The organism is Ruminococcus gauvreauii (assembly GCF_025151995.1).
Classification (GTDB): Bacteria; Bacillota; Clostridia; order Lachnospirales; family Lachnospiraceae; genus Ruminococcus_G; species Ruminococcus_G gauvreauii.
Window position 1 is genome coordinate 965026 of record NZ_CP102290.1, and the last position, 12335, is coordinate 977360.

Here is a 12335-nt window from a genome sequence, read left to right on the forward strand (position 1 = left end):
CTATACATGTTCCTCACGTATTTCATTCTCCCGCCGCACTTTGCCAATTTCATAGAGGCATGTAAAGCCCAGAATCAAGGCCGCACCGGCCGCCTGCGCAGGGCGTATCGATTCTCTGAAGACAAATACGGACACCAGAATGGCAACGAACGGGTCAATATAGCTGAGGATTGCAGTCTGCTGTCCGGGCATGTCTTTAATGGAAGAAAAATACAGCCAGTAACAAAGACCGGTGTGCAGTATCCCCACGGTCAGCAGGTTTGCGATGCTCACGAGAGATGTGTTCTGAATCTGAAATCCTCCCCGAATCAGCAGAATGACGAGCAGAAGCACAACAGCCCCCTCAAACTGTATCAGGGTACGGTCCAGGCCTCCGACGTCCTTTACCGTCTTGTTCATCAATACCACGCTTGCATAAAACACGGCTGCCCCCAGTCCGAAGAGAACGCCGGCAAAGTTCCCATCCGCCCCCTGCCCGCCTGCACCGATCACAAGAACGAGCCCAAGCGTTGCCATCACAAAGCACACAAGCTGAAACCATGTCATCTTCTCCTTAAACAGAATCGGAGCCAGAACAATGACAATCACCGGCGCAAAATAGTAGGCGAGCGTCGCAACCGCTACACTGGTATGCTCATAAGCCATGAACAGCAACGCCCAGTTAAGCCCTACCGCCATGCCGCAGAGAAACAAAAGTCCTCTCTCCCTCCGTGCGAGAGCAGCTTTTGTATTCCTGTAAAATATCTTTCGGATCAGCCAGAGGACCGCCAGGGCTATAACACCGCGCCAGAAGGCTGTCTCCATCGAACTAAGCGATATATTGCGTACAAAAATGGCAAGCGTCCCGAATGCTGACATTGCCAGAATATTTTTCAGTTGTGGTGTCACCGCCGTTTCCTCCCCTGTAGTTTTCTTTACGCCCTGATTGCCCACCTCATCTTCGTTGAACGCGCACGGGGATTTCGGAGGCATTCCTCCGCTGACGGGCGGATCACCTCATCCGCAACTTCACTGTAGACCCCTTCGCGCTGCAGCTGTCTGAAAGATTTTTTCACGATCCGGTCTTCCCCCGAATGGAATGTCAGTATGGCAACACGCCCGCCTTTTGCCAGGGCATCCGGCAGCTTTTCCAGAAATTCATATAACACCTCATATTCACTGTTGACATCAATGCGGAGCGCCTGAAATGTCCTCTGGCAGGATTTTTTAATTGCCTCTTTCCTGTCATCAGCCTTAACAGTGCCAAGCGCATTTTCAATGATCTGTCTCAACTGAGTCGTGGTGGAAATATCCGCGCCTTTTTTCCTTGCCGAGATCACAGCCCTTGAGATTTCTTCGGCATACGGTTCATCTGCATTTTCGATCAGCATTCCCCGCAGTTCTTCCCTCGATATCTTCTTCAAACGCTCTGCAGCCGATATCCCCCGCTGAGAATCCAGTCTCAGATCCAGCGGACCTTCCTGTTTATAAGAGAAACCTCTGTCCGGATTATCAATCTGCATGGAGGATACTCCCAGATCCGCCAGCACAAAGTCAAAAGATCCCGCCTCTGATGCCACCTGGTCAATATCTGCAAAATTCAAATGCCTGATCGTCAGGATCTCTTCCCCGTAACCAAGGTCCGCAAGCCGCCTGCGGGTCCTGGCAGATTCGACAGCATCCACATCCAAGGCATACATGTGGCCTTCCCCCTGCAGGCACTTCAGCATTTCCTGTGTATGTCCTCCGTATCCCAGCGTCACATCAAGCCCCGTCTGCCCCGGCCTGATCTGAAGAAACTCTAATATTTCATTCACACATATGGAGATGTGCATGCCGACCGGAGTGCTGCCTTTCTGTATCACATGATCCACAGTCTCCGGGTATTTCTCCGGCTGAAGTTCCTTATATTTCTCTTTATATGACCTGGGATGTGTCCCCTTGTAACGGATCCTCCGCTGATGCCTGTTCTCCTGATTATCCATCGATCTCCTCCTGTATCTTACCGCCGATTATTCTTATCATTATAATACAAAAGAAAACAAGTATCCAGATAATTCTGAAGCCTGCCGGCAAACTTCCCCACATGGACTCCATCTACAAATGAATGGTGCACCTGAACTGAAAAAGGCAGTATGATCTTCCCATCCCGCTCAGAGTATTTGCCCCAGTCAAACAGAGGTACTGCGTTTCCCTTACGCCCTGCATTGGTATGTGAAATATGAGTATAAGAAATCCAGGGAAGCGGGGAAAAAGAATAGACATCGTTACCCAGGGGACCGGTAAAATAATCTTTTTGCGCCTTCGCGGTCTCATGCGCCGCATGTACGTATGCCTCCATGCTGTTCTGCATGGGGACATTGACGACCTTAAATAATTCCTCACCCTTTTCAAGATACGTAAATGATGTATGGATCCGGTCATACAGCACAACTTCCCCATCCAGGAAACGATAACGGAATTCCTCTGTTTCATTTGCACAGATGGCCGCTGCATAGATCATGGCAAATGTGAATGAATACCCCTGTTCCCGGCACCCCCGCAGAAATTCTGTTATGTCCAGCTCAAAACTGATGCAGTACTGCGGTTCCACACTGTTTTCAAAAATGCGGCAGTGCATGTCACGTTTCCACCCGTCTCTGTCTATGATCTGATAACTTCGCTGCATACGCCTTCCTCCCTCTGTGTTTCATATTTTTATTATACCTCTCGCGTTGTATACTGTCAATTCTCTTGTATGCTCTCTTTGGAATTGCCATCCAGTTTACCGGGTAACAATAAAACAGGCCCGTGTATCACACGAACCTGCTCTATCCCTTAATCGATACCTAATTCCTGCATCGCATGCAGAAGATGAATCTTCATCGCATGTCTGGCTCCCTCCGGATTACCCGCCACCAAAAATTCCGTAATCAGCCGGTGATCCTGAAGCGTGTCGCGAACCACCTTTGGGTTCTGTACAGACAGCCTGACTCCCTGGTCGATCGACTGATAGATGACCGGCATGAGTTTGTTCATAAACTCATTATGCGTGGCTTTTGCAATGGCTTTATGGAAACTGCGTTCGACCTCCGTGCGGTCTCTGTTCTCCGATACCGCCCGCTCTATCTCTGTTCCGAGAAGCACAATGTGCCTGATCTCCTCGTCGCCTGCTCTCTGAGCCGCCAGAAAAGCAGCCTCCGGCTCAACGATCAGCCGCACCTCATACAGATCACGGATATCCGTTTTTATACAGCCGAGTGTGGAGAGTGCTCCTTTTTCATCCAGCTTTAAATCTTTTCTTACGTAGGTTCCCCTGCCTCTTTGTATCTCCACAACTCCATTGGCCGCGAGAATGCGCACCGCCTCTCTCAGCGTCGTCCTGCTGATCCCCAGCTCCTCCGCCATCCTGTTTTCATTCGGAAGTTTTTCTCCCGGCAGGAAACGTTTTTCTATTGTAATCATGGTCAGGATATCGTCTGCCACTCTGTCCGACAATCTATGAATCATTATCCGCACCGCCTTTTTTCGTCTTGTCTCAGTATAGCACGGACCGGAAAATATTTCACTACTCTTATCTCTCCAAAAGCTTCTGGTAAAGCGCGAAATCCTCATCCGTGAACACATCAAAGATCACCCGTCTGACAGAGTCGTCCTGCTTTAGAAAATCGGACACAGTTTTTACCGCGATCCTGGCCGCCCGATCCTGTGGAAAATGAAACACGCCCGTAGAAATGCAGCAGAATGCGATCGAATCCACCTTATTCTGAGCAGCCAGCTTCAGGCAGGAAAGATAGCATCCGGCGAGCTGCTCACAGTCCTGCTCAGTAAGAGGTCCAACGATGACGGGACCCACCGTGTGCAGAACGTAACGGCAGGGAAGATTATATCCCGGTGTGATCTTAGCCGTGCCGGCGGACTCCTCATACCCCTGCGCCTCCATGATCTCATGACATTTCAGCCGCAGCTGCACCCCTGCAGACGTGTGGATCATATTATCGATGCAGGAATGGCACGGCTGGAAACAGCCGAGCAGCGCACTGTTTGCTGCGTTGACGATCGCATCAACTTTCAGGCGCGTAATATCGCCCTGCCAGAGAAACATACGGCTGTTTAAACGAACAGGCTCAAGCAGACTGCTGTCAACAATCCCGCGCCGCTCAATTTCCAGGGACAGATATGCATCCTGCACCTTCAGAAAATCCGGCGCGGCAGGAATCGGAGGCCTTATATTCATCAGCGCGCGGAGCAGCCGTTTCTGCTCGTCCGTATCATCCGGGATATCCAGATCACAATATTCCGGCATCTCCTTTATCAGCTCTTCAATCAGATAAATCCTCATGTCATCATATGTCATCTGTCCACCTCATCTCCATTCTGTTTTTGCTCTTCATACATGCTCAGATACTGTACAGCACCCTGCCAATATCATCATTAATGCAGATCGACTTTTTCTTAATGTCCTCCGGGGCAAATGCTTCGCCCTGATTGACACAGACATATACAGCTGTTTTCCACTCCTTAACCATCTTCCAGAAACTGAATTTGATAATACCCGGGGTATTATAGCCGGCTCCAAGCTCCAGAAACAGTACCCTGAGATTTTTGCGTGCTTCCAGAAAGCGGGCATACCGGTTGGCAGCCTCATGCCACCCTTCATCCTCCACAAATGTACTGTCCGCCCTCAGATTCATACTCATCGGTCTGCCGCACACCGGGCAGTACGGAATAAGCGCGGAAGGTATCCTCATCTCCCTCTGCTGTTCCATCATCTGGTGCACGAACGCTTCATTGTCATAAGTTTTCTGATGACACGGTCCCGAACACTGCCACAGACCATAGTCGCCCTGTGTATAGAACAGCCTCCTGCGATTAAACCCTGCTTTCTGAAACTGGTGATCCACGTTGGTGGTCAGAACGAAATAATCTTTATCTTTTACCAGTTTCAGCAGCCTGTCATACACCGGTTTCGGCGCTTCCTGGTAACGATTGATATAAATATAACGACTCCAGTACGCCCAGTATTCCTCCAGCGTCTCATACGGATAAAATCCCCCGGAGTACATATCCGTAAAATGATATTTATCCGCAAAATCCCGAAAATACCGCTCAAATCGCCCGCCCGAATATACAAAACCGGCGGATGCTGAGAGCCCCGCACCCCCGCCGATGACAACGGCGTCTGCACGATCAAGCTGCTCTTCTAAAAGCTTAATATCTGTCATAGTTTGTCCACCTCGTTTCTCAGCTGCTGACTTTACTATATACCAGCCGGAATTCTCTGTAAATTACGCACAGGAAAGTGCCATAGTATCCTTTTGAAACCATGGCACTTTCCGGTAACTTATTGTTTTTTTTACAGACTGGGTTATAATGTAAGTAACATCTGTTTTTATCCATACATACTTTGAAATACCAGGGTGTCGATGTACACCCGAGGAGGTGGACGCATGAACCCTATGAAAAAAATCCCGGACTGCCCGGTAGAGATGACGCTGCAGCTCATCGGAGATAAATGGAAGGTACTCATTATCCGAGATCTGATGACGGGAACGAAACGATTTAATGAACTGATGCGCTCTGTAACAGGGATCACACAGAAAGTGCTGACCAGTCATCTGCGCAGCATGGAGGCAAGCGGCCTGCTTACCAGGAAAGTATATCCCGAAGTCCCCCCGAAAGTGGAATACACACTCACGGAGACCGGATACAGCCTGAAACCGATCCTTGACTCCATGGTCGACTGGGGAACAAACTATAAAAACAATCTGGAATGACAGGGATGAGATCCGCAAAAGCCGGTAATCTTTCAGGAAAATCCATGCAAATTACCGGCTCTGATCACTTTACGCGATTTTGTCTTTCATTAAATTTTTTTACTGTGTTTGATTTCCAGCTCAGGCATCGTGGACGCAACTTTCGTATCCGGCGGAATGGACGCTGTGATAAACGTATTTCCGGCTATGACTGAATTCGCTCCCACCACGGTTTCACCGCCCAGCACCGTTGTGTTCGCATAGATGACAACATTGTCCTCGATGGTTGGGTGGCGTTTCACACCGGACAACTGCTGTCCTTTCCTGGTTGACAGAGCCCCCAGTGTAACTCCCTGATATATCTTCACATTATCTCCGATCGACGTCGTCTCTCCGATTACAATCCCCGTACCATGATCGATGAAAAAGCTTTTTCCAATCTGTGCTCCCGGATTGATATCAATACCGGTCTGGCTGTGTGCATATTCTGTCATGATTCTCGGTACGAACGGTACCTCCAGCTGATAAAGCACATGCGCATAGCGATATACGAAAATTGCGTACAGGCCGGGATAGGAGAAAATGATTTCTTCCCGGCTCTTTGCCGCCGGATCACCATTGAATCCGGCTTCCACATCCTGAATCAGCATTTCCTGGATATCGGCCACTGTTCGAATGAATGCGAGGCACCTGGTCTCCGCTTCTTTTTTTATTTGCTCATATGAATGTTCTCGGTTCCCGTAGGATAACGCAATCTTAACCTGTCGAAACAGCTTGTCGTAGATCAGCGAGAGTTTATTGCCCGCAAAATTTTCTTTTGTCACATAACCCATATTTTCTTTGCCGAAAAACCCGGGAAATGATATATCTCTCAGCTCATCGACGATAGAATTTATCACATCACGGCTTGGCAGCCTCTCTCCGATCGCAACATCAAATAATTTCTGCTCCTGGTAATTCGAACCCAGTTTCCGCGCTGTCTCTAAGATTTCATTACTGACTATATTTTTCATAAATCCCCTTTCCCTATATCTCATTATATTTACACGCAGGAATTAATTGTCATTATAAGCGCTGGCTCAGCAATAATCAAGCAATATCCCTTTTGCTCTTATACTCAATCCGTTTTATAACCGCCAGGTACAGCATAGTCAGAGCAAAGCCCAGCAACATGCCTCCCACGATATCCGTGCACCAGTGTACCCCCGAAACAAACCGTCCAATGACAGTCACACCGATGATGATCACAGATATTGCCTCGGCTGCCATTCTGAGCGCTCTGTTCTGTATCCGCATTCGAAACTGCATGATTGCTGTCGACATGATACACAGTACGGTCATCGTGTGAGAAGAGGGAAAGGATGCTTCCAGCCCCTCACCCAGAATCACCGGCCTGTAGTTCACAATGCAGCTTTCAAATAAGAAGTAAACTGTAATCACGACTATATAAAAGCCCCCTAAAACGAGAATATCCTGATCCACACCCCTGATGCTTCTTCTTTTTATCATCTGAAATACACCTGACAGGGCAAAACCAAACATTTCAAATCCACCAATAACGTATCATGGAGATCATACAAAACAAAGAATTGTCCGGTCACATACGAGATACGATTCGTATCATCGCAGCTTGTGAATCAGAATACCCTTTAAAACAAGAATGCAGAATAAAAATGAAGCTGCATACGGCTGCCGGCTCGCGATGAATCCCATCGTTCCGAATATACTGAGTGCCATTGAGACAATCCATTTGCCCTTCATCCATACCCGATGCCGAACGTTCTGCAGTGCAAGCTCCGCAATGCCGAACGCTGCCGTCAGTACTACGATCAGTGTATAGGCCGCCTGCGTATAAGCCTGCATTTCATTGAGTCCAGACAATGATACCATTCGTATCATACCGTTTTCCGGCTGTCCGAAGAAGGGAACGAAAAACATCAGCGCCGACATACCGTCCAGTATCCCAAACACCAGATCACACATGTTTCCCATCTTCTCTTTTTTATCTGTCTCGGCAAGTGAAATCAGTTCCTCGCCTGAAAGCAGATCGTCAATCGACACATGAAAGAATTTCGAGATTGCCTTGAGCGATTCGATGCTCGGGTATCCACGCCCGGATTCCCACTTTGAAATGGCAGTGCGCGATACAAAGATTTGTTCTGCAAGATCTTCCTGAGTCAGTTCTTTTTGTTTTCTCAACTGTTGTAATTTTTCATTAAATTCCATTATAATGATCGCCAAACCTCCGTATCATGTTTCCAGATATCGTTTCTTTTTTCGCTTCTCTCAATAATGACGGCTGTCTCCCCCTGTTCTCTATGTCCGCCCGGAAATTCCAGGGTATCTCTGTCCTTATGCTTGCAAAAAACCCACTTGCCGTCTGTCTTTGCGATAATGACTGCGAATTTCAGCAGTTCATCTTCGGCATGATCATAAAAGCTGACTCTGGTCATACTGTGTATCTCCTTTATTTCCATCTGACTCTTTATTCAGTTTACTATATTTCGATCAAACAATCCACGAAAACTGTCGTATCCGTCTTTCTGATGCATGCAGATCTGTCGAATAAAGATTCTCCCTGGTGGAATACTGACAGGGAGGTGAACACACATGTCTGAAATGCAGGAAAGCTTATATAAGCTCTTTTTCGAAATAGAATCTCATTTATTTCAGGATGAGCGGCCATCGGTTTATCTTCAGAAGATTTATGATGATCCGCGCTTTCGCCGGTATCCGTTCGATATGCTGCACCGGCTTAAAAATACTGGACAATCTCCCAAGTACCATCCGGAGGGAAATGTATGGAATCATATACTGCTTGTTGTAGACGAAGCCGCCAGGGTAAAGAATCACAGTAAAAACCCAACGGCATTTATGTGGGCAGCTCTCCTTCATGATATCGGAAAAGCTGTAACGACGAAAAACAAAAAAGGTAAAATCACTGCCCATGACCATGATAAAGCAGGCGCAAAGCTGACACGGGAATTTCTCTCACAGTTTATGGAGGACCGCGCTCTGATCGATGAGATTTGCGGACTGGTGAGATACCATATGCAGATCCTGTTTGTCATAAGCGGTCTTAAATTTGCAGATATCGAGGGGATGAAATGTCACACCGATGTGCAGGAAGTGGCACTTCTCGGTATGTGTGACCGTCTGGGAAGACTGGGCAGTAATCCGCAGAAAGAAAAAGACCACATCAATCTTTTCTTACAGGCCTGTGAGACCGCCTCGTCAGATTAACATAACAGGAGGTGAACAGTCGTGGCCAAAGCGGGTATGAGACGTCCGGATCCAAAGGATCCTCATGGGACAGAGAGTAATCATAAGACACATATTCCTAAAAATGATGCTCCGCCGGTGCCTGAGATCCAGGGCAAGGCAAAAACCGGAAACAAGAAAGCTAATCCAATGTAAAAAACACCTGGAAAGGCATGGACATTTATGAAACTATTTGTCCATGCCTTTTCTCAGTTGTAAAACTCAGCCATTTTCCTTCATCCGGTCTACCAGGCTCTCCTTCTGAAGCATTTTTACCCCGTACCGTGTCATTCCCCACTGCATCACGCCAAGAGCCGCCACGTACAGCAGTACCGGTATCCACGGATAATGATAATTCACAGCAATCGCCGCCATATAGGCCGCCCTCACTAACGCATATCCCAGGAGCCCGCCGACAGCTGCGGCACAAATCATAGACATGCCTACATAATTCAGTGTTTCTCTGCTCAGCATACGCCTGATCTGTCCCTTGGTCATCCCCACCGCCTGAAGGATTCCCAGTTCTCTTCGTCTTGAAAACAGATTTGTCATGATCGTATTCATCAGATTGATCAAACCGAATATGACCAGAAATGCAGCCAGCACATAAAGAATCACTTTCATGGGAAACGCTTCCTGTTCCTGATACTCCTTATTTTCTTTCATTGAGCCGAGATACATATTCTCCTCAGCGCCAAAAAGCTCTTCCAGGGTTTCTCCCACCGCGTCCGTCTTATCAGGTGATGTGGCAATTTCGTATCCATAGGTCGTATCCATTCCCGTCCACTGATCCATGGTTTCTTCCGGCATCATAAGCGTGCTCCCCATAACGGAGAGAGGGATTTTTACCTCTGTCCCCTTCTTTCGATTATCATGAGACCATGAAATCTGCCGGATGGTACCGACAACCGGGAGCTCTGCCTCCACCCGTTCCCCGTTTGCATGATAACAGACGACAGGAAATGTATCTCCCACTTTCACAGGATGCTCCTTAAAATTTCGATTGGACTCTGTCTCCACAATGACTCCCGGCGTTTTCTTCAGTTCCTGATAAGAAGTTTCGCCTTCATAATTCATCTGTTTTAACAGCTCAAAATCTTCTTCCGTGATACCATTTATGCTCATCTCCTGTGCTTCCCCGAACACATCTGAAGCAATCATGAGATAACGCCACGGTCTGACCGAAGTCACCCCATCGATTCCTGTCAGTTCATTTCTCAGGTCTTCTCCCAGAATGCCTTCCGCCTGAAGGGCCGAATATGTCTTTGCCCTCCCCTCAAGGCTGCTGTCATTATTTGAAAATCCTGATTCTGCAGAAAGCTGTAGCTGAAATTCTCCATTTGGATAAAAATTATCCACCGCCGATGCCGGGTCATAGGATACCACAAAAGAGGTGATTGTCCCCAGAAGGATCCCAGCCAGCACGAGAGAACACATGGTAAGCATGCTTTTCTTTCTGTTGCGCTTCAGGTTCAGCGTTGCCAGATGCTCAGGCGTCAGTCTGCGCTGCAGCAGCTCAGAGGCTCTTCCCCCTCCCAGGTATCCCGTATACCCCAGCGCATCCACGGGCGATGTGCTGGCGGCTATCTTTCCCGGCTTTCTCACAGAGATCCCTACAAATACAACGCCGAGAATGCTGCAGACCAACGCTGCCTTTGCGAAATTCAGAAAATCCCATCCATCCGGGACCAGAGCATATCCCATCGCTCCCCCGAGAATCAGTCCAATCGGTATTCCTCTGAGCGCCAGAGTACGCCCTTCCCGCGAAATCATCCTGCGGATCTGCCGGCCCGTCATGCCGATGGTGCGGAGCTGACCGTACTCCCGCACTTTCCCGGCAACAGAAATATAGAAAATATTATGAATGACGATACCGGATGCTGTCAGAATCAGCACGGCTACCAGAGCCAGGGTGAGCATGCTCCCTGCTGTCAGCTTTGAAACACCTGACTGGTTGAAATAGGCATCATTCACCTTTATCTGCTCTTTGGAAACTCCTGCGAGTGTGCCAATCTCTTCCGCCTTTCTCTGTGCGGTGTCATAGTCCATATCCATGGCACCGCGCATATTTACGATGACATCCACGGTCTCTTCACTCTGTCCGGTCATCATCACCGCGCAGGGCAGTGATACGTATATTTTGTGACTGTTCTTTGCCTTTGACCGTGATTCGGCAATTGCAGTAACCTTATAGTCCCTGACCGTTTTATCCCCCAGATCCATGGAGACAGTATCCCCCGGATGAATCGTAAGCCCCAGCTGCTCCAGATAATCCCTGGGCACCATGATCTCATGATCTTCCCTGGGAAGTTCTCCCGTATACTGGATTTCGTCTCTGTCCATGTAGAAATCATCCTGATAGAAAACCGTAAGGCGGACGTTTCCCACCTTTGCGCTTCCCACCTTCTTTTCCGTTCCCGCCCATTTTACAGAGGGATCCCCTTTCAGATCTTCCGCCTGCTTCTCAGTGACATCCAGATAGGTGACCTGAGGCGCATCCTCCTGCAGTCTCAGCTTCTCCTTTGACGTTCCGAACAGATACAGGATAAAGGTAAGCACCAGTGCCACAGACAATGAGATAGTCAGGCAGGTGAAGAAGTTTCTGACGCGGTTATTTTTCATACTTTTATCCGCAATGCTGCGGATAACCCCGCTGTTATGATTCCTGTCCATTCCCATCAGTTCCACCTGCTTTCCACGATTTTTCCATCCTCGATCCTGATGATGGCATCTGCCATCTGGGCAATCTGTTCATTGTGGGTAATCATGACAATCGTCTGTCCAAAACGCTCTCCCGTGGTCTTTAACAGCCCCAGCACATCCTGACTCGTACGGCTGTCGAGATTTCCCGTAGGTTCATCCGCAAGTAAGACGGCAGGCTTTGATGCCAGCGCCCTTGCGATCGCCACCCTCTGCTGTTCACCTCCGGACATCTGGTTCGGCATATTCTTTAGCTTTTTCTCCATGCCGATCATCCTGACAATCTCCATGACAAATTCTTTGTCCGCTTTTCCGCCGTCCAGTTCAATCGGCAGTACGATGTTCTCGTAGGCATTGAGGATCGGAACCAGATTATAGGACTGGAACACGAAGCCAATCTGCCTGCGCCGAAATACCGTGAGCTCATCATCATTCATGCTGGATAGCTCCCTCCCCGCCACCTGAATGCTGCCCTCTGTAGGCGTATCCAGACCGCCTATCATATGGAGCATGGTGGACTTACCGCTTCCGCTTTTTCCCACGATGGCGGTAAAGCTCCCCTGCTCAATTTCCAGGTCCACTCCGTCCAGTGCCTTTACTACGGTCGGCTCCTCACCATAATATTTCTTCAAACCCTTCGTCTCTAGAATACTCATATCC

Annotated in this window: 14 protein-coding genes; 2 read left to right on the plus strand and 12 right to left on the minus strand. The window is 48.5% G+C overall.

All coding sequences use genetic code 11. The features are described 5' to 3' along the window. From NQ502_RS04660 to NQ502_RS04685, 6 genes are all read right to left on the minus strand, one after another. Window positions 1-888, minus strand: coding sequence for a DMT family transporter (locus tag NQ502_RS04660; RefSeq protein ID WP_148511957.1), 888 nt, complete (start codon window positions 886-888; stop codon window positions 1-3). Window positions 889-914: 26 nt separating this feature from the next. Next, a complete protein-coding gene (gene rsmH / locus NQ502_RS04665; protein ID WP_028529673.1) occupies window positions 915-1964 on the minus strand; it encodes a 16S rRNA (cytosine(1402)-N(4))-methyltransferase RsmH in 1050 nt (349 codons plus the stop codon). A gap of 17 nt (window positions 1965-1981) precedes the next feature. Further along, window positions 1982-2647, minus strand: a complete 666-nt coding sequence (locus NQ502_RS04670; protein WP_028529674.1) for a CatA-like O-acetyltransferase — start codon at window positions 2645-2647, stop codon at window positions 1982-1984. A gap of 149 nt (window positions 2648-2796) precedes the next feature. Continuing rightward, on the minus strand, window positions 2797-3468 hold the full coding sequence (locus NQ502_RS04675; RefSeq protein WP_028529675.1) for a FadR/GntR family transcriptional regulator: 672 nt from the start codon (window positions 3466-3468) through the stop codon (window positions 2797-2799). 64 nt (window positions 3469-3532) lie between these two features. Beyond that, window positions 3533-4315 (minus strand): protein-ADP-ribose hydrolase, encoded by a 783-nt coding sequence (locus NQ502_RS04680; RefSeq protein ID WP_028529676.1) that lies wholly within the window; start codon window positions 4313-4315, stop codon window positions 3533-3535. Window positions 4316-4358: 43 nt separating this feature from the next. Next, complete coding sequence (locus tag NQ502_RS04685; protein WP_028529677.1) at window positions 4359-5183, minus strand: SIR2 family NAD-dependent protein deacylase; 825 nt, start codon at window positions 5181-5183, stop codon at window positions 4359-4361. A 225-nt stretch (window positions 5184-5408) separates the two neighbouring features. Here NQ502_RS04685 and NQ502_RS04690 point away from each other — a divergent pair, with 225 nt between their 5' ends. After that, window positions 5409-5735 carry a winged helix-turn-helix transcriptional regulator gene (locus NQ502_RS04690; protein ID WP_028529678.1) on the plus strand — a complete coding sequence of 109 codons (327 nt, stop codon included), beginning with the start codon at window positions 5409-5411 and terminating at the stop codon, window positions 5733-5735. A gap of 89 nt (window positions 5736-5824) precedes the next feature. Here NQ502_RS04690 and epsC read toward each other — a convergent pair whose 3' ends face one another. The 4 genes from epsC to NQ502_RS04710 form a co-directional block, all read right to left on the minus strand. Next, window positions 5825-6727 carry a serine O-acetyltransferase EpsC gene (gene epsC, locus NQ502_RS04695; protein WP_044983490.1) on the minus strand — a complete coding sequence of 301 codons (903 nt, stop codon included), beginning with the start codon at window positions 6725-6727 and terminating at the stop codon, window positions 5825-5827. A 76-nt stretch (window positions 6728-6803) separates the two neighbouring features. Beyond that, on the minus strand, window positions 6804-7223 hold the full coding sequence (locus NQ502_RS04700) for a phosphatase PAP2 family protein (protein ID WP_207637660.1): 420 nt from the start codon (window positions 7221-7223) through the stop codon (window positions 6804-6806). 111 nt (window positions 7224-7334) lie between these two features. Further along, entirely contained in the window at window positions 7335-7940 is a 606-nt protein-coding gene (locus NQ502_RS04705) for a helix-turn-helix domain-containing protein (protein ID WP_028529680.1), read from the minus strand. After that, on the minus strand, window positions 7940-8167 hold the full coding sequence (locus NQ502_RS04710) for an NUDIX hydrolase (protein WP_327240962.1): 228 nt from the start codon (window positions 8165-8167) through the stop codon (window positions 7940-7942). The genes NQ502_RS04705 and NQ502_RS04710 overlap by 1 nt, the downstream gene beginning before the upstream one ends. A 157-nt stretch (window positions 8168-8324) precedes the next feature. On the opposite strand from NQ502_RS04710, the gene NQ502_RS04715 reads away from it, so the two are divergent. After that, entirely contained in the window at window positions 8325-8957 is a 633-nt protein-coding gene (locus NQ502_RS04715) for an HD domain-containing protein (protein WP_028529681.1), read from the plus strand. Window positions 8958-9197: 240 nt separating this feature from the next. Here NQ502_RS04715 and NQ502_RS04720 read toward each other — a convergent pair whose 3' ends face one another. Together NQ502_RS04720 and NQ502_RS04725 are read right to left on the minus strand one after the other, a co-directional pair. Beyond that, window positions 9198-11654, minus strand: a complete 2457-nt coding sequence (locus NQ502_RS04720; RefSeq protein ID WP_028529682.1) for an ABC transporter permease — start codon at window positions 11652-11654, stop codon at window positions 9198-9200. Continuing rightward, entirely contained in the window at window positions 11654-12331 is a 678-nt protein-coding gene (locus tag NQ502_RS04725; protein WP_028529683.1) for an ABC transporter ATP-binding protein, read from the minus strand. The genes NQ502_RS04720 and NQ502_RS04725 overlap by 1 nt, the downstream gene beginning before the upstream one ends. Between the last annotated feature and the right edge of the window lie 4 nt (window positions 12332-12335).

Bases quoted from the DNA above. Each gene is read 5' to 3' on its own strand.
- NQ502_RS04685 (WP_028529677.1), bottom strand. From the start codon at position 5,183: ATGACAGATATTAAGCTTTTAGAAGAGCAGCTTGATCGTGCAGACGCC.
- NQ502_RS04705 (WP_028529680.1), bottom strand. From the start codon at position 7,940: ATGGAATTTAATGAAAAATTACAACAGTTGAGAAAACAAAAAGAACTG.
- NQ502_RS04680 (WP_028529676.1), bottom strand. From the start codon at position 4,315: ATGACATATGATGACATGAGGATTTATCTGATTGAAGAGCTGATAAAG.
- NQ502_RS04675 (WP_028529675.1), bottom strand. From the start codon at position 3,468: ATGATTCATAGATTGTCGGACAGAGTGGCAGACGATATCCTGACCATG.
- NQ502_RS04700 (WP_207637660.1), bottom strand. From the start codon at position 7,223: ATGATAAAAAGAAGAAGCATCAGGGGTGTGGATCAGGATATTCTCGTT.
- NQ502_RS04725 (WP_028529683.1), bottom strand. From the start codon at position 12,331: ATGAGTATTCTAGAGACGAAGGGTTTGAAGAAATATTATGGTGAGGAG.
- epsC (WP_044983490.1), bottom strand. From the start codon at position 6,727: ATGAAAAATATAGTCAGTAATGAAATCTTAGAGACAGCGCGGAAACTG.
- NQ502_RS04715 (WP_028529681.1), top strand. From the start codon at position 8,325: ATGTCTGAAATGCAGGAAAGCTTATATAAGCTCTTTTTCGAAATAGAA.
- NQ502_RS04690 (WP_028529678.1), top strand. From the start codon at position 5,409: ATGAACCCTATGAAAAAAATCCCGGACTGCCCGGTAGAGATGACGCTG.
- NQ502_RS04670 (WP_028529674.1), bottom strand. From the start codon at position 2,647: ATGCAGCGAAGTTATCAGATCATAGACAGAGACGGGTGGAAACGTGAC.
- NQ502_RS04710 (WP_327240962.1), bottom strand. From the start codon at position 8,167: ATGACCAGAGTCAGCTTTTATGATCATGCCGAAGATGAACTGCTGAAA.
- NQ502_RS04720 (WP_028529682.1), bottom strand. From the start codon at position 11,654: ATGGGAATGGACAGGAATCATAACAGCGGGGTTATCCGCAGCATTGCG.
- rsmH (WP_028529673.1), bottom strand. From the start codon at position 1,964: ATGGATAATCAGGAGAACAGGCATCAGCGGAGGATCCGTTACAAGGGG.